Below are 15,061 nucleotides of genomic sequence, written 5' to 3'. Positions count from 1 at the left end.
AAATTTCGGGGGCGCCAGGTAATTTGCGTGTCGAGAGTGGTTCCAGGTGTCGCCTACGAGGAGTGCGGCATCTGCGGCCGGCCGGTCCGGTGGACCGCCACCACGGCGGCCTCGTGGCCCATCCGCCCATGCCCCGCGTTGCGGTCCTTCGGGTGCTGCCGCTTCCCGTAGCCGTCCGGCCAACCGCCCTGCCCTGCCAAGGGGATGCCCGCCCCGGTTGCTGCGGGTCCGGGGGCCACCGGTGCGTCCATGGCTGCGGCAAGGTGGTCCGCGACCTCAGGCTTGATGTGGAACTGGCTGGATTCTTCCATGGTCTGCTTTCCTTCTTTCCCTCGTTCTTCCTTGAAACGAAACGCCAACCAAAGCGCCCGGGCGCGTGGACTACCGCCCGGAAAGAAGTGTGTTCATCGCTCTACCATAGGCACGTCAAAGGCTCCTGTGAACCCCCTCCACAGGCGGTGGCGGCGGTCACTTTTAGTGCGGCATCACCGGCCAAAACTGCCCCGGAACCGGCTGTCGACGAAAAAATTCGGTAACAATCCGCTTCGTCAGCCTGCTTCCCAATGATCACGCGGGAAAACCGCCGGAAAAATCTTCGGATCACCCCCGATCCAGAGGTTCAAACGGGCGAATCCTAGGCCATCCGGCGAGCCAACGGTACTGATTTCCCGTAAAATTGAAGGCCTGCCCGGAGCGGGGCAGCTACAAGTCGCAAGCAAATGACCTCCACAGGAGTTGCCCAAATGCCCACAGACCGAAGCAGTATCCACTCTCCAGCCGGCGTTGGGAACGCCCGCGGAACCGACCCGGCAGCCCCCACGGCTGCCAAGAAGCCCAGGCTGCTGCCGCGGCGCCGGCTTAAGGAATCCGATGTCAACGTGGTTGACCAGCCGATGCTGAAAAAAGCACTCGGCGGAACCATTGTTGGCAACACCATGGAATGGTACGACGTAGGCGTTTTCGGCTACCTCATCACCACCATGGGCCCGGTCTTCCTCCCCGAATCCGATCCCACCACCCAGACGCTGTTCCTGCTGGGGACCTTTGCCGCCACCTTCATCGCCCGTCCGCTGGGCGGCGTGATCTTCGGCTGGCTGGGCGACAAGATCGGCCGCCAAAAGATCCTGGCCACCACGCTGATGATCATGGCGGCCAGCACGTTCGCCGTCGGCCTCCTTCCCGGATACGCCCAGATCGGCCTCTGGGCTGCGGCGCTCCTGGTCCTCCTCAAGGTCATCCAGGGCTTCTCCACCGGCGGCGAGTACGCCGGCGCCACCACGTTCGTCAGTGAATATGCCGCCGACAAACGCCGCGGCTTCTTTGCCAGCTTCCTGGACCTGGGCAGCTACCTGGGCTTCGCCATCGGCGCCGCCCTGGTATCAGTCCTGCAGCTGACCCTGGGCCAGGGCACCATGGAGGAGTGGGGATGGCGCATCCCGTTCCTCGTGGCCGGCCCGCTGGGCATCATCGCCGTGTACTTCCGGAGCAAGATCGAGGAATCGCCGCAGTTCCAGGCCACCCTTGATGCCCAGGAAGAGCATGCCCGGACCGCGTCCGAAGGTGAAACCGCACAGGCCAAGGGCCCCGTCGGTATCATCAAGGCCCACTGGCGCCCCATCATCGTCGCCATGGTGGTTGTTGCCGCCGCCAACACGGCAGGTTACGCGCTGACGTCCTACATGCCCACGTACCTGACGGACTCCAAGGGCTACGACGAAGTTCACGGCACGCTGCTGACCATCCCCGTGCTGGTGGTCATGAGCCTCTGCATCCCGCTGACCGGCAAGCTCTCCGACCGGATCGGCCGCCGGCCCGTGCTCTGGATCGGCGCGGTCAGCACCATCGTCCTGGCCATTCCGGCCTTCATGCTGATCGGTATTGGACAGATCTGGTCCACCCTTGCCGGACTGGCGCTCATTGCGTTCCCCGTGACCTTCTACGTGGCCAACCTGGCCTCGGCGCTCCCGGCCCAGTTCCCCACGTCCAGCCGGTACGGTGCCATGGGCATCGCCTACAACTTCGCGGTAGCCATCTTCGGCGGCACTACCCCGTTCATCGTGGCCGCGCTGATCGGCGCCACCGGCAACGACATGATGCCCGCATACTACCTGATGGCCACGTCCCTGGCCGGTGCCATCGCCATCTACTTCCTGAAGGAATCCGCCAACCGCCCGCTCCCGGGATCGATGCCCAGCGTCGACACCCAGGCCGAGGCGAAGGAACTGGTGGCCACCCAGGACGAGAACCCGCTGATCAACCTGGACGAGCTGCCGTTCGACACCCATGACGGCACCGACCCTCACTCCCACCGCGGGGTCCCGGCCAGGGCGTAGTCCCGCCGGCCGGCCGGGCATTCTTGTAGCCCACGCTCACAGGCCCGTCCCGCGTGGTTCCTTGGGGAACCACGCGGGACGGGCCTTTGCGTGCCCGCCTGATGTCCCCTTATGACTGACCGCATATGACGGTGCCCGCGGCGCGGTGGTACTTTCACAAGGGCCCCCGGGCTGCTGTGCCCCCACCAAAACAGGACAGGTCGACCATGAAGCGCGTCAAGGAGCAGGTGCGCGCACTGCACCGGCTCGAACCCGCCAACGGAGACCACCTTGCCGCCCTCCGCGTGGCCATCAGCGTGGCTGTCCCCTCGTTGCTCCTGCTGGCCCTGGGCCGCGCGGACCTCATCATCTACGCCGTCTTCGGCGCGCTGACCGGCATGTACGGCCGGCAGGAACCGCACCAGCTGCGGCTCCGCCACCAGGGCCAAGGTGCCCTGGTACTGCTCACCGGCGTGGCCGTGGGCGTAACCCTGTCCATCAACCACATCCATTCCTGGTGGCTGGTGGCCGTGGAAGCCACACTGGCCGGCGTAGGCTCGGTCTACGCGGACAGGGTGCGGCTGAAACCTAACGGGCCCTTCTTCGGGATCCTCGCCCTGGGTGCCTGCGCTTCCGTTCCCACCGCGGTCCCCTGGTACGCCGCCCTGCTTATCGCAGCGGGATCGTCGGTGTTTTCCATCCTGGTTGGATTCAGCGGCTGGGTGCGGCGGCGGTCCTGGGAGCCAGGGGCCACCCGGAGCGTTCCGCGCCGTTCGGCGGCGGGGCGCCGGGAGTTGTCGGTGCACGCCGCCCGGTACGTCCTGGCGGTGGGTGCTGCCGGGACGGTGGGCGTCATCAGCGGCAGCGGCCACCCGCACTGGGCCATGGCCGCAGCCGCCGTACCGCTCGCCGGTGCAGACCTCCCCAGCAGCGTCCGGCGGGGTGTCCACCGCATCGTGGGGACGTTCATTGGGCTGGGCGTCACCGCCGTCGTCCTCATTCCCGGGCCGTGGACCCTGTCCGCGCTGTACCCGGCCCTGCAGGAGCCGGTGCACCGGGGTGTGGTGCTGGCCCTGCTGGTGATCCTCTTCCAGTTCGCCACTGAACTGTTCATGACCCGGCACTACGGCCTGGCCATGGTCTGGTTCACCCCTGTCATCCTGCTGATGACCCAGCTGGCCTCCCCCATTGGACCGAGGGTCCTGATCCTTGAGCGGGCCGTGGAGACGCTGGTGGGCGCGCTGCTGGGGATCCTGGTGGTGGTGGCCGTCCGCAGGTCCGGTTCGAGGCCGCAGAAGGGGATTCCCCGGCTTCGAGGCAGGACCTCCGGCCTACTTCGGCTTCCGCGCCGGCCCGGCCATTAGCCGCGCCGGAGCCACCTTGGCCACCGCTGCCACCACTTTGTAGCGCTTGGACGGGATGGACACCGCCTTGCCGCGCTCGTTGTCCGCCAGGCCTTCCCGGACCACCCGCTCCGCCCGCAGCCACGTCCAGGACGGGGCCACCGATTTGTCCATCCCCATCCGGTCGTGGAATTCGGTGTGGGTGAACCCAGGGCAGACAGCGGTGACCTTGACGCCGCGCTTGCGGTAGGCCAGGTTTGCCCACCGGCTGAAACTCACCAGCCACGCCTTCGCAGCCGAGTAGGTGCCGCGCGGCAGGAATGCCGCCACGCTGGCCACATTGATGATCCTGCCGTCCCCGCGTTCCAGCATGCCCTTGAGGGCCGCGTGGGTAAGTACCATGGACGTTTCCGCGTGCAGCTTGAGGTGGCTCGCCTCCTCCGCCGGGTGGTTGTCCTCGAAGTTGTGCAGCAGGCCGATCCCGGCGTTGTTCACCAGGATCCCCACCGGCCGCGCAGGGTCCTTCAGGCGTTCGACGACGGCGGCGACGTCGTCATCCTTCGTCAGGTCCGCGGCGAGCACCTCAGCTGAGATGCCATAGCTGCGCTGGAATTCCTCCGCCGTTGCCGCAAGCCGGGAGGCGTTGCGCGCCACCAGCACCACGTCATGCCCCTGCGCGGCGAGTTGCTTTGCGAATTCGTGGCCCAGGCCGGCGCTGGCGCCGGTGACGAGTGCTGTGGTTCGGGTGCTGGTTGGCGTCATGCTGCAAGCCTAGCCAGCGGGAGCATGCTGTGGGCCGCTAGGCTGGTACCGCCGGCAGCCGGCCGGGCTGCTGCCGTGAGGGGGAAACATGGAACAGCAACACTCCGGGGCGCTCGGATTCCGCGAAGTGGACACACACGGACAACCCGTAGCGCCTGAAGCAGACGGTGCTGAGCCGGCAGGGACGCCAAGGTCATGGCCGGCGCCCAACCCGTTCATCGTGGCGCTGTGGCTGCTGTGCGCCGCAATGATTGCCGGCGGAGCGTCGGCGCTGCTGAACAACCCCATGTCCGTGTCCATGGGAGACCGGGCCACGTTCGACTATCTCGTGTTCGCCTTTGCCCCGCAGGGGATTTCCGGCGGGATTGCCGTCCTGATTGCCCTGCTGTTCTGGCACGCCTGGACTTGGCAGCGCCGGCGGGGCTGGAACCGGAGATGAGGCCCTGACTTGTGCACCAAATAATAAGCATGCTTTGCTTATGGTGACAGATGAACCTCCGCAAGCAGTTCGCGGCGGGACTGCCACCGCCGGCGGTTCCGTGAAGAAGCCCAAGGAAGAACATAATGACCACCGCAATGGAACACCAGCTGACGGCGTCCGGGGAAGGCACCCAAACAGCTGGCCCGGCCTTGTCCACCACCGTACCCGTGGACGCCGGCCTGCTGATGACCTTGAACTCGCGCATGCACTGCCGTACACCGATGCAGCGCGTCGATCCGGACGAACTTCCGGTCCGGCAGCCCGTCTACGTGGACGGCAACACCGTCGTTGCCCTGCGTCCCGGCTCCGTGCCGGAGAGCATCGTCACCTACCGTTGCGCGTGCGGCTTCACCATTGACGATCCGGGAACCGTAGCGGCAGTCAGCGACCAGGCCCTGGCAAGCTGACCACCGCCGGCACTCATGCCGGCGTCCTGGGATCATCCCTCCGGCCAGTCGACAAACTGCTCGTAGCCTTCGTGCTTGCGAAGGTAGCTGGAAATAAACGGGCAGTGCGGGATGATCCGCTTGCCCGTGGCCACCACGTCATCCAGGGCAAAGTGCGCCAGGACCTTTCCCAGCCCCTGGCCCTCAAACTCCCGGCCGGTTTCGGTGTGGGTGAAGTCGATGTGCCCTGGAAGGTCGTGGAAGAAGGCCTGCACCGCGAGCTGTCCGTCCACCAGGAGCTCGTACCAATGCTGCTCGTCGTTGCGCCTCAGCGAGACGTTGGCGGTGAACTTGTCCTCCGCGGACGTGGTGTTCTCGGTCATGCTTCGACACTGGCACTACTTCAGTCCGCTGGCAATGGTCCATCGGCCATGGCGGCGCCGGAATGCCCGCCGGCGGCCCAGCGGTGAACCCCGCAGCAACAGGAGGGCCACCGAGAAACACACTGTTCCGGCTGCCAGCAGTCCCAGCGACAGTCCGCTGAGCGCGGCATCGGCCACCGGGATGAAGACCACCACGACGGCGGCCCCCGCCATGGCGGGCCGGCAGCGGATGGTGGCGGCCGGCGTCGTCCGGTCCTCCAGGCGGCCGAAGGCTACGGCCACCGGCAGGAGCAGGATGACCAGCGCCAGCACCACCAGGGGCCGTGACCACCACCATGCGGCGGTGCCGGCGCCGGGCTTGGGAAACGGCACCAGGAGCAGCAACCCCGACATTGCGCCCAGCAACGGCAGGTGCCACAGGTACACCGTCAGGGACCGGCTGCCCGCCATGGCCACGAGGCGGCCAATCCAGCGGACCTCGGCGAGCGCCGCCAGGACAGGCCGTGCCAGTTCCATCACGGCCAGCTGGGAAACGCCCAAGAGGACCAGGGTGAGGTTGGGTGGATTGAGGTTCACCAGCATGTTGCCGGTGTACAGCCCCAGCCCCGTCACTAAGCCCAACGCAAGGTTTGCTGCCAGCGCGATGGCCAGCAGGCCGGAACGGGAAAGCCGGGCCGTCCAGCCGTCGGCCGCCAGGAAGCCCAGTTGCTGCACTGCGCACCAGACGAACACCAGGTTCGCGTAGGCAAGGTTCGGCAGCGCCTCCCGGAGGCAATCCACGGCAACCACGAGGCCGAGGAGCAGACCGAGCGCCAGCCAGGGGGAACGCGCATGGAGCGCCGCCAGGACCGGAATGTTCAACTGCGCCGCGAGGTACGCCGCCAGGAACCACAGCGGCATGCCGGCGCCGGTGGCCATGAGCTGGACCACCTGCTGGTCCACCCCGAGGGCACGGGCCAAGGACAGTCCCAGGACCATCGCCGCGAGCAGCGCAGTGGCCGGACGGACCAGGCGCAGGAGCCGTGCACGGAGGAACTGGGCCGCCGTCCCGCCCCGCGCCTTCAGCCGGCGCCAGGACTGCAGCCCGGTCACACCCCCGGTAACGAAGAACAGGGGCATCACCATGAAGATCCAGATGACCGGGACAAACCAGTCCTGGTCGCCAAGGGTGTTCTCCGTTGTCACGGTCCCGTCCGGGTGGAGGACCGGACTGACCATCATGGAATGCCCCACCACCACCAATGCCAGGCAGACGAAGCGGACAAGGTCGATCGCCGGATCACGGTCCGCCGTGTCCGCCCCGGTTCCTGTCCCCCGCCCTACGGTGCTGCGCATGGGACCTGCAACGATTCGACGCTGCCCACGGCTCTATTGTGCCCCCGTTACCTGCCCGGTTTGAGGACTTCCGTCCCTTCTGCCGCTATTGCAGCACTGCCAGCAGTCCGAGTACGACGGCGAGCAGCGGCGTGGTGCCTTGGGTTGCGGCCGCGCGGAGGTACTTGCGTCCGGTGAGCGCCAGGACGGCGGCCGCCAGCAGCATGGAGCCGCAGCAGCTGAAGATGAGGGTCCAGCCTGCCACGGCCTGCGCCGATCCGGCACCGGCGAAAGCCACAAGGCCCACGCCGGTCAAGGCCCCAATGGCCAGGAACAGGTTGTAGAAGCCTTGGTTGTACGCCAGGGACTTGGTGGTTTCGGCGTCCGGCTGGGAGGCGACCCCGAACCGTTTCCACGTGGCGGGCCGGGTCCAGGTGAGGGACTCCATGGTGAAGATGAAGACGTGCAGCGCGCCGGCGAGGAAGGCAAAAAGAAGGGAGGCCAGGATCATGGCTCGATCCTAGCCTCCCCCCTCACCGCGACTGTCCTATCGCGCCAGCGTGGCCAGCGTGGTGCCGGCAAACCCCTTCGCCGACTGGTTCCACAGCGCCAGCAGGCCCTGGAGGTTTTCACCGTCGGCGCGGTGGGCGGGAAGCTGGTCCTGGAGGGTGGCCAGCACGCCGGTCCGCAGTTCGGTGTTGAAGTTGACCTTGCCCACGTTCATGGCCGCGGCTTTGACCAGTTCTTCGGCCGGGATGCCGGAGGCACCGTGCAGCACCAGCGGGATGTGGATCCGCGCCGCGATGTCCTGCAGAACGTCCCAGCGCAGCCTGGGCTCGCCCTTGTACTTGCCATGGACGTTGCCCACGGCGACGGCCAGCAGTTCCGCGCCGGTGCGGGACACGAAGTCCTCCACCTGCGCGGAGTCGGTCAGGCCCGCCACGTCGACGCCGGACTGGCCGGGCTCGAAAGCACGGTCCTCGTCCCCTGCCAGGCCGCCCAGCTCCGCCTCGAGCACCACGTCTGCGCCCAGGAGGGCCCGGGCCGCCCGGACCAGCGCAATGTTGTCCTCATACGGGAGGGACGAACCGTCGGCGAGGACGGAATCCGCCCCTGCCGCGACGGCTTCGGCCATGACTTTCAGGTCTGAAGCGTGGTCCAGCTGCAAGGCGACCGGCACGGCGGCAGAATCCGCCAGGCCCCGGAGGGCGGCAATAAGGCGGAGTCCATTCGGGGTGGCGGCAGTCTTGGGGGCCACCAGCAGGATCACGCCCCGGCCGGATTCCTCGGCGGCGGCCACCACTGCCAGCGCGGTGGTGAAGTCGTAGCAGGTGAAGGCCGGCACGGCGGAGCCCTGCTGGAGGGCGGAGGTGACCAAGTGGTCCAGTCGGGTATGCATCAGGCGCCCAGGCCTCCCACCAGGATCCAGGCCACGAAGGTCAGCGCGAAGCCGGCCAGGCCCAGGATGGTGGTCAGGACGGTCCAGGTCTTGAGGCCGTCGGACACCGTCAGGCCGTAGTACCGGACTACGACCCAGAAGCCGGCGTCCGTCACATGGGACAGGCCAAGGGCACCGAAACCGATGGCGATGACGATCACGGCGATCTGGGCCGGGCTGTAGCCCCCGCCGCTGACCGCGGCGGACAGCAGGCCGGTGGTGGTCACGATGGCCACGGTGGCTGAACCCTGGGCAGCGCGAAGGGCCAGCGAGATGATGAAGCCAAGGAGCAGCAGCGGCACACCGAGGGTGTCCAGGGTCTTGGAGAGGGCGCCGCCGATGCCGGAAACCTGCAGGACGTTGCCGAACACGCCGCCGGCGGCCACCACCATCAGGATCGAGGCGATGGGGGGCAGGGAGCCCTCGAAGATTTCGCCGGTTTCCTTGAAGGACCAGCCGCGGCGGACAGCCAGCAGGAAGAAGGACAGCGCCACGGCCACCAGCAGGGCCAGGAAGGGGTTGCCGATGAAGGAAGCGAGGCCGTACAGCGGATCGGACTTGGGGATGACGAGCGTGCCCACGGTGCCAAGCAGGATCTGCACGATGGGCGCTGCGATCAGGAAGATAATCAGGCCGGGGCGCGGCGGTGCGACGGCGGCGGCGCCGGGACCGTCGTGGCCTACCTTGACCAGTGACTTGGAACCGAACTCTTCAATCTGGGTCTTCACCGCGGGCAGCAGTTCGTAGTCCTTGCGGTTCATGATGGAAGCCACCCAGTAGGACAGGAAGCCCAGCGGCACGCAGATCAGGAGCGAGATCAGCGCGATCAGTCCGATGTCGGCGCCGAGGACGCCCGCGCCGGCAACGATTCCCGGGTGCGGCGGGACAGCCACGTGGATGGAGAGCATGATGCCGGCCATGGGCAGCCCAAACTTGACCGGGTGCACCTTGGCGATCTTGGCGAAGGCGTACACGATAGGCACCAGCACGATGATGCCCACCTCGAAGAAGACGGGAATGGCCACCAGGAAGCCGACGGCGGTCAGCGCCACGGCCACGCGGCGGGCCCCGAGCTTGCGGGTGAAATGGTCGGCGAGGGACTGGACACCGCCGGACACCTCGATCATGCGGCCCAGTACTGCGCCGAGCGCAATCAGGATGGCGACCTTGCCCATGGTGCTGCCCACACCGCTGGAGACCACAGTGAAGATGTCCTGCAGCGGAATGGTGGCGGCGACGGCCACCAGAATGCTGACCGTCAGCAGGGCCACGAAGGCCTGGACCTTGAAGCGGATGATCATCACCAGCAGGATGGCGATGCCCACCGCTGCGATGGTGAGCAGTACCGGGGTGCCCAGCTCAACGGCGGGCTTGATGGCCGGGGCATCGGCCGCCCGCTGCAGCAGCGGGTTCATCAGGTGGTTCACAGGGGGATGTCTCCTTTGACGTGCCGGTCCCGGGGCAGGGCGGCATCAGGGAATGGTGGGGTGGGGATAAACGTTGCGGGACTGCGCCGGCAGCGCTGGGAGGGACGACGACGGCGGAGGGGGGACCGCCGTCGTCGTACCTTTTGCCGCAAGGGCAGGAGGGTGGCTTATCAGGTGCGCTGGGCTACTTGGTGCGCTTTGCCGGCGCGACCACCTTGATGACGGCGGAGTCATCGGCGGCGGCGAGGCCCTGGGCCTGGCCCAGCAGGTAGAGCTGTTCGGCGGCGGCGGCAACGGGGGCTGCCAGGCCTGCGGCGCGGGTGGCCTTGCCCACGATGCCCATGTCCTTGACGAAGATGTCCAGGCGGGACAGCACCTCGGCGCCTTCCTCGTCGTAGGCCTCGAGGATGCGCGGGCCGCGGTTGGAGAGCATGAAGGAACCTGCCGCGCCTGCTTCCAGGGCGGCGAGGGTCTTGGCCTGGTCCAGCCCCAGGGCGTCGGCAAGGGCCAGGGCCTCGGCAGCGGCGGCAATGTGGACGCCGCACAGGAGCTGGTTGACCGTCTTCAGCGCTTGGCCGTCGCCGGGGTTGTCGCCCACCACGGTAAGCGTGGAGGCGAGCAGGTCCAGGGCGGGCGCGGCCTTTTCCCGGGCTTCGGGGGAAGCACCCACGACGATCAGCAGGTCGCCTTCACCGGCGCGCTTGGGACCGCCGGAGAGCGGGGCATCCACCAGGTCCACGCCGTATTCGGCCAGCTTGGCCACGGTGGCGGGGATGGCGTCGGTGCCCACCGTGCTGCCAAGGATCACCACGGCGCCGGGCTCCAGCACGGAGGCCACGCCGTTCTCGCCGAAGAGGACGTCGTTGAGCTGCTCGCCGTTGCGGACTGCCAGGAGGACGGCGTCGGCACCCTTGGCGGCTTCCCGGGCTGTGGTGAAGGTGGCAATCCCGGCTTCCCGGGCCAGCTCCAGGCGGGGCTCGGCGATGTCGAAGCCGTGGACGGTCAGCTGGGAAGCCAGGCGGGTGGCCATGGGCAGGCCCATGGCCCCGAGGCCTAGGACGGTGACGGTGTAGTTGCTGGTCATGGTGTTCTCCATTGAATTCTTGCGGGGCTTCTAGAAAGTACTGCTGAGCTTGCGGGTGACCTGGGCCAGGGAATCGTCGTCGCCCACGTTGCCGGCGAAGACGATGTACGGGATGCCCTTGGCGGGACCGTCCACGGGCTCCCAGAGGCTGACGATGCCGGGCAGCATGGGTCCGCGCACGATCGCGTGGCGGATTTCCAGTCCGTGGGCTGCGACGTCCGAGGACGTGATGCCGCCCTTGGCGATGACGAACCGCGGCGGGAAGGTCTTCAGGGTCCGGTTGACCACGGCGACGACGGCGGCGGACACCGTACGGGCGATCCGCAGGCTTTCGGCGGGGTCGTCGGTCTTGATCAGCAGGCGGCTGGTGTGGACGATGACGTCCCCGGCGTGGAGGGCCTCGACGACGGCGTCCACGGTCTGGTCCAGGTGGGCTTTAGCGTCCGGTTCGGCACCGAGGAGCTTCTCGACGTCGATCTCAATGATCCGCGCGGAGCCGTGCTCCGCGGTGAGGACGTTGAGCTGGCGCGTGGTGACGCCGACGTGCGAGCCCACCACGATCAGGCCGCCGGCCCCGGACGGGGTGTTGCCGGCGTAGGCCTCCCCGGCCGTGAGTGCGGTGCGTACTTCCTGGCCGATGCGGCCGCGGACGAACGGCGGGCCAACGCGGTACAGGAGCTTCTTCCCGCGGCGCTCGGCTTCTTCCAGGCCCAGGGCCAGCGCGCGGAAGTCGTTCTCGGTGACAATGTCCGCGACGATGGGGGTGGAATCGGTGGCCGGCTCGATGGCATCGGCGATCGCCTTGGCGGAGATGGCCGGGTCCTGCGCGGAGGCACCTGCACGGATGATGTTCAGGTCCAGGACGATCACGGAGTCTGCCGGGAACCGGCCCTGTGACTTCTCTGCGATGTAGTCGGCCATGACGGACGTAGTGAAGCCGAAGGAGGCGTCCTTGGCGAACTCCGTCTCGGAGACGGGGACCAGGGTTCCCGCCGCGTCACCGGTGCCGCGCATGTAATGGACGCCGCCAATGGTGAGCCGGCCGGCGTCGGGGAAGGCGGGGACCAGGACGACGCCGTCGGTCTTTTCGCCGCTGACTTCGGCAACCGTGGCTGCGATGACGTCCGGCTCCAGGGGGAAGTGGCCGCGGAGGGTGGAATCGCTCCGGCTGACGAATCCCAGCCGAAGACCGGAACCGGCGGACTCCGCCGAACCTGCCGCTTCAAGCGCGTTGCGGACCACTTCCTCGTTGCGGGCTGCAGCCTCGGCCGGGTCGAGGCTGCGGGTGTTGGTCAGGACATACACGGCGGGCTTGCCCTGGCCGAAGGCCCAGGTGAAATCTTCCACGTCCCAGCGGGTGAGTACCGGCAGGTCAGCCACGGACTGCGTGCCTGTGGGGTCGTCGTCGAGCACTACCAGGACGCGGGGAACGTCCGCGTTGGAAGCGGCCAGCGTGGCAGCAACCAGCCCGGCGGGAATCTCGAGGTCTGCCGGATAGGCGGCCAGAACGTCTGCTTCATGCGTCACAGTGCACTCCGTTGTGTAGCGATCCGGCTCGCGGATCCTGATGTAAAGAAAACTGTAAGATGTCAGACATCTTGCATTCGAAAATTAGTGTGGCACACGGCATACGGACGCGCAAGTACACTTGTCTGACATATCCGCCAGGAGTCGGCCGGACAGAGTGATCGGGGGGAACATGGCAAGGAAGTCGCTGGTGGGCGTGGTGGCCGATGAGCTGCTGGACCGCATCATCGAAGGCGAGTTTCCGCCCGGTTCCGTCGTTCCCGGCGAGCATGAGCTGAGCGCCCGCCACGAAGTCAGCCGCATGACCGTGCGCGAGGCCATGAAGACACTGCAGGCCCAGCGCATCCTCAGCGTGGAGCGGGGCAGGGGTACCTTCGTCAATCCCTTGAGCCGCTGGGCCTCGCTGGAAGCCGTACTCCGGGCCGCGTCGGAGGGCAAGAACGACGCCGATGCCTCCATCCAGCTCATCGAGCTGCGCAGGATGCTCGAAACGGGCGCCTGCGAACTGGCGGCCGGACGGATTGTCGAGGAGGACATCACATCCCTCTTCAACTACATTGCGGCGATGAAGGCCGCCCATGGCATTAACGACGTCGCAGCCTTCGTGGAAGCCGACCTCGCCTTCCACGACGTCATCCTGCGCGCCTCCGGCAACGTGTTCGTCTCTGTCCTCTTCGAGCCGCTGCACCGCGTCCTGGAAAAGCGCAGGGCCGAGACCTCCGCCGTTCCGGCAATCCAGGAGCACGCAATCGGCCACCACCAGAACATCGCCGAAGCGCTGGAGTCCCGCGATGCCGCCCGCTCACGCCAGGCCATGGATGCGCACATGCAGCAAACGCTCGATGACCTGAAGCAGCTGGTCCTGGACGCCAAGTAGCCGCTGTGCCCGCGGTTCCCGTTGCCATGGGACCCTGTTCAACGCTCCCGCAGGCCCACTAGGCTTCAGGGACGGCCCGCAACCGGGAGCATCGACGATCACGAGGAGCGAAGTTGTCCAACCACACTTACAGCATTTCTGAAATTGTCGGCACCTCTACCCAGGGAGTGGACGACGCCGTCCGCAACGGGATTGCCCAAGCCTCCAAGACCTTGCGGAACCTCGACTGGTTCGAGGTGAAGGAGGTCCGCGGCCACCTTGAGGACGGGAAGATCGCGGACTGGCAGGTGACCATCAAAATCGGTTTCCGGCTGGAAGAACACTAGGCCACGCAAACTGACCCGCAGCCGGCACCTTTCCAGCGCCGGCTGCGGGTCAGTCCTGTTTCAGGCGCCCCTAGTTCGCGGTGCCCGGGCTGCGCCGCCGCCATACGGTGGGCACGCCGTCAAACGCCGGAAAGACATGGCCTTCGAAGAAGGACAGGACGGTGTGTGGGTCCAGGTCCGGGCTCCAAAGACCCGAAGCCGGGCAGTGCGAACCGGTAGCGGTGGACGCGGCGCCGGCGGATGCCTGGCGTTCCTTCAGCAGGGCGATGCGTTTCATCGTTGAGACCATCCTGGGTGTAAAAAATGGGCGTGGGTAAGCATGTACTCCCACCCTAGGAAAAGGCCGGCCGCCCACCAATGGGCGGCTGGCCAGAATCAACCCACTTCGATGGACGAATGTACAGTGGCCCACACCCGGGTCCCGCCAGGACGGACCGCTCAGCCCGCGGCTTCGGCCTGGGTGGCGGCAGCGGCGTCCCGTTCCGGGTCCAGGTCCGGCCCGGCGCCGAGGCTTCCCAGCAGGGCCAGCGCGTCCGACGACGGCGACCCCGGCCGGGCGGAATACACCCTCAGCGTCTGGTCGGGATCCTCCGGCAGGACCAGGTTTTCAAAGTTCAGTTCCAGGTCCCCCACGGACGGATGATGCAGCCGGATGGTCCCGGCAGCCCGCGTGGCCACACGGTGCCCCGCCCACCACTGGCGGAAGTGTTCGCTGTGGACAGCCAGTTCGCCCACCAGATGGCTGGCCTGGGGATCATTGGGGTGCCGGCCCACGTCCAGCCGCAGGGATCCTGCCGCTTCGGCGGCAACCGTCTTCCAGTCCCTGAACAGCTCCCGCGCCGCGGGGTCCAGGATGGTCCAGCGGGTCAGGTTGCGCTCTGCGGGGGGCAACGAAGGGAAGTCGGTGAACAGGAGGAAGGCCATCCGGTTGCCGGCCAGGACATCGTTCCGGCGGCCCAGCACCATGGCGGGAACCTCCCCCACCGCGTCCAGGAGCTGGCGCAGCGCGGGCCGGACACCCTGAGCAGCGTTGGCACCGGGCTCGCGGGGAGCACCGGCGCAGTTCTCGAGCAGGTCCAGCATGTGCGCGTGCTCGCTGCTGTCCAGCCGGAGGGCCCTGGCTACGGCGTCCAGGACCGTGCGGGACGGGTGGATGTTCCGGCCTTGCTCCAGCCGGACGTAGTAGTCGGTGCTGACGCCGGCAAGCCGCGCCACTTCCTCCCGCCGCAGGCCCGGAACCCTGCGTGCCCCTGTGGTGGGTCCCGTCCCGGCGACATCCGGGCTCAGCCGGGACCGCATGGCTTTGAGGAATTTTCCGAACTCGGCGCTTTGACCCATGCAGACCATTGTGCCTGCGTGGGACGGCGCGCTCTACCACGAAGGTAGGACTGGCAGTCCTAG

General features: G+C 67.2%; 17 protein-coding genes. 6 read left to right on the top strand and 11 right to left on the bottom strand.

The features are described 5' to 3' along the window. Positions 1-53: 53 nt before the first annotated feature. Positions 54-311: a hypothetical protein gene (locus tag NIBR502770_RS20010; RefSeq protein ID WP_141158423.1), complete on the bottom strand. Its 258-nt coding sequence runs from the start codon at positions 309-311 to the stop codon at positions 54-56. 432 nt (positions 312-743) lie between these two features. Between NIBR502770_RS20010 and NIBR502770_RS20005 the strand changes: the two genes are divergently transcribed. Together NIBR502770_RS20005 and NIBR502770_RS20000 are read left to right on the top strand one after the other, a co-directional pair. Continuing rightward, on the top strand, positions 744-2,333 hold the full coding sequence (locus tag NIBR502770_RS20005; protein WP_141183118.1) for an MFS transporter: 1,590 nt from the start codon (positions 744-746) through the stop codon (positions 2,331-2,333). Between the two features lie 206 nt (positions 2,334-2,539). Continuing rightward, positions 2,540-3,676: an FUSC family protein gene (locus NIBR502770_RS20000; RefSeq protein ID WP_141183117.1), complete on the top strand. Its 1,137-nt coding sequence runs from the start codon at positions 2,540-2,542 to the stop codon at positions 3,674-3,676. Here the strand turns inward: NIBR502770_RS20000 and NIBR502770_RS19995 are convergent. Further along, positions 3,644-4,417, bottom strand: a complete 774-nt coding sequence (locus NIBR502770_RS19995) for an SDR family oxidoreductase (protein ID WP_141183116.1) — start codon at positions 4,415-4,417, stop codon at positions 3,644-3,646. The genes NIBR502770_RS20000 and NIBR502770_RS19995 overlap by 33 nt on opposite strands. Positions 4,418-4,505: 88 nt before the next feature. Here NIBR502770_RS19995 and NIBR502770_RS19990 point away from each other — a divergent pair, with 88 nt between their 5' ends. Continuing rightward, positions 4,506-4,856, top strand: a complete 351-nt coding sequence (locus NIBR502770_RS19990) for a hypothetical protein (protein WP_141183115.1) — start codon at positions 4,506-4,508, stop codon at positions 4,854-4,856. Between the two features lie 125 nt (positions 4,857-4,981). Further along, positions 4,982-5,305 carry a hypothetical protein gene (locus NIBR502770_RS19985; RefSeq protein ID WP_141183114.1) on the top strand — a complete coding sequence of 108 codons (324 nt, stop codon included), beginning with the start codon at positions 4,982-4,984 and terminating at the stop codon, positions 5,303-5,305. Between the two features lie 32 nt (positions 5,306-5,337). Here the strand turns inward: NIBR502770_RS19985 and NIBR502770_RS19980 are convergent, their stop codons facing one another. The 7 genes from NIBR502770_RS19980 to NIBR502770_RS19950 all read right to left on the bottom strand — a co-directional run bounded on the left by NIBR502770_RS19980 (position 5,338) and on the right by NIBR502770_RS19950 (position 12,457). Then, on the bottom strand, positions 5,338-5,667 hold the full coding sequence (locus NIBR502770_RS19980; RefSeq protein WP_141183113.1) for a GNAT family N-acetyltransferase: 330 nt from the start codon (positions 5,665-5,667) through the stop codon (positions 5,338-5,340). Between the two features lie 15 nt (positions 5,668-5,682). Further along, positions 5,683-7,002 carry an acyltransferase gene (locus NIBR502770_RS19975; RefSeq protein ID WP_141183112.1) on the bottom strand — a complete coding sequence of 440 codons (1,320 nt, stop codon included), beginning with the start codon at positions 7,000-7,002 and terminating at the stop codon, positions 5,683-5,685. An 85-nt stretch (positions 7,003-7,087) separates the two neighbouring features. Beyond that, on the bottom strand, positions 7,088-7,492 hold the full coding sequence (locus tag NIBR502770_RS19970; protein ID WP_141183111.1) for a DUF1304 domain-containing protein: 405 nt from the start codon (positions 7,490-7,492) through the stop codon (positions 7,088-7,090). Positions 7,493-7,528: 36 nt separating this feature from the next. Beyond that, entirely contained in the window at positions 7,529-8,380 is an 852-nt protein-coding gene (locus NIBR502770_RS19965) for a class II fructose-bisphosphate aldolase (protein WP_141183110.1), read from the bottom strand. After that, positions 8,380-9,846: a GntP family transporter gene (locus tag NIBR502770_RS19960; RefSeq protein WP_141183109.1), complete on the bottom strand. Its 1,467-nt coding sequence runs from the start codon at positions 9,844-9,846 to the stop codon at positions 8,380-8,382. The genes NIBR502770_RS19965 and NIBR502770_RS19960 overlap by 1 nt, the downstream gene beginning before the upstream one ends. A gap of 184 nt (positions 9,847-10,030) precedes the next feature. Next, positions 10,031-10,930 (bottom strand): NAD(P)-dependent oxidoreductase, encoded by a 900-nt coding sequence (locus tag NIBR502770_RS19955; RefSeq protein WP_141158434.1) that lies wholly within the window; start codon positions 10,928-10,930, stop codon positions 10,031-10,033. A 30-nt stretch (positions 10,931-10,960) separates the two neighbouring features. Further along, a complete protein-coding gene (locus NIBR502770_RS19950) occupies positions 10,961-12,457 on the bottom strand; it encodes a four-carbon acid sugar kinase family protein (RefSeq protein ID WP_141183108.1) in 1,497 nt (498 codons plus the stop codon). 172 nt (positions 12,458-12,629) lie between these two features. On the opposite strand from NIBR502770_RS19950, the gene NIBR502770_RS19945 reads away from it, so the two are divergent. Both NIBR502770_RS19945 and NIBR502770_RS19940 read left to right on the top strand, forming a co-directional pair. Further along, positions 12,630-13,334: a FadR/GntR family transcriptional regulator gene (locus NIBR502770_RS19945; RefSeq protein WP_141158436.1), complete on the top strand. Its 705-nt coding sequence runs from the start codon at positions 12,630-12,632 to the stop codon at positions 13,332-13,334. 113 nt (positions 13,335-13,447) lie between these two features. Next, complete coding sequence (locus tag NIBR502770_RS19940) at positions 13,448-13,660, top strand: dodecin (RefSeq protein ID WP_141158437.1); 213 nt, start codon at positions 13,448-13,450, stop codon at positions 13,658-13,660. A 70-nt stretch (positions 13,661-13,730) separates the two neighbouring features. On the opposite strand, the gene NIBR502770_RS19935 is transcribed toward NIBR502770_RS19940, so the two are convergent. Together NIBR502770_RS19935 and NIBR502770_RS19930 are read right to left on the bottom strand one after the other, a co-directional pair. Further along, positions 13,731-13,937, bottom strand: coding sequence for a hypothetical protein (locus NIBR502770_RS19935; RefSeq protein ID WP_056331347.1), 207 nt, complete (start codon positions 13,935-13,937; stop codon positions 13,731-13,733). Between the two features lie 161 nt (positions 13,938-14,098). After that, positions 14,099-14,998: a helix-turn-helix transcriptional regulator gene (locus tag NIBR502770_RS19930; protein WP_141183107.1), complete on the bottom strand. Its 900-nt coding sequence runs from the start codon at positions 14,996-14,998 to the stop codon at positions 14,099-14,101. Positions 14,999-15,061 lie beyond the last annotated feature (63 nt).

The organism is Pseudarthrobacter sp. NIBRBAC000502770 (genome assembly GCF_006517815.1).
Classification (GTDB): domain Bacteria; phylum Actinomycetota; class Actinomycetes; order Actinomycetales; family Micrococcaceae; genus Arthrobacter; species Arthrobacter niigatensis.
This window is presented reverse-complemented; position numbering and strand designations above follow the sequence as displayed.

Coding starts and splice junctions, on each gene's coding strand:
- NIBR502770_RS20010 (WP_141158423.1), bottom strand. CDS start 311: ATGGAAGAATCCAGCCAGTTCCACATCAAGCCTGAGGTCGCGGACCAC.
- NIBR502770_RS20005 (WP_141183118.1), top strand. CDS start 744: ATGCCCACAGACCGAAGCAGTATCCACTCTCCAGCCGGCGTTGGGAAC.
- NIBR502770_RS20000 (WP_141183117.1), top strand. CDS start 2,540: ATGAAGCGCGTCAAGGAGCAGGTGCGCGCACTGCACCGGCTCGAACCC.
- NIBR502770_RS19995 (WP_141183116.1), bottom strand. CDS start 4,417: ATGACGCCAACCAGCACCCGAACCACAGCACTCGTCACCGGCGCCAGC.
- NIBR502770_RS19990 (WP_141183115.1), top strand. CDS start 4,506: ATGGAACAGCAACACTCCGGGGCGCTCGGATTCCGCGAAGTGGACACA.
- NIBR502770_RS19985 (WP_141183114.1), top strand. CDS start 4,982: ATGACCACCGCAATGGAACACCAGCTGACGGCGTCCGGGGAAGGCACC.
- NIBR502770_RS19980 (WP_141183113.1), bottom strand. CDS start 5,667: ATGACCGAGAACACCACGTCCGCGGAGGACAAGTTCACCGCCAACGTC.
- NIBR502770_RS19975 (WP_141183112.1), bottom strand. CDS start 7,002: ATGCGCAGCACCGTAGGGCGGGGGACAGGAACCGGGGCGGACACGGCG.
- NIBR502770_RS19970 (WP_141183111.1), bottom strand. CDS start 7,492: ATGATCCTGGCCTCCCTTCTTTTTGCCTTCCTCGCCGGCGCGCTGCAC.
- NIBR502770_RS19965 (WP_141183110.1), bottom strand. CDS start 8,380: ATGCATACCCGACTGGACCACTTGGTCACCTCCGCCCTCCAGCAGGGC.
- NIBR502770_RS19955 (WP_141158434.1), bottom strand. CDS start 10,930: ATGACCAGCAACTACACCGTCACCGTCCTAGGCCTCGGGGCCATGGGC.
- NIBR502770_RS19945 (WP_141158436.1), top strand. CDS start 12,630: ATGGCAAGGAAGTCGCTGGTGGGCGTGGTGGCCGATGAGCTGCTGGAC.
- NIBR502770_RS19935 (WP_056331347.1), bottom strand. CDS start 13,937: ATGAAACGCATCGCCCTGCTGAAGGAACGCCAGGCATCCGCCGGCGCC.
- NIBR502770_RS19930 (WP_141183107.1), bottom strand. CDS start 14,998: ATGGGTCAAAGCGCCGAGTTCGGAAAATTCCTCAAAGCCATGCGGTCC.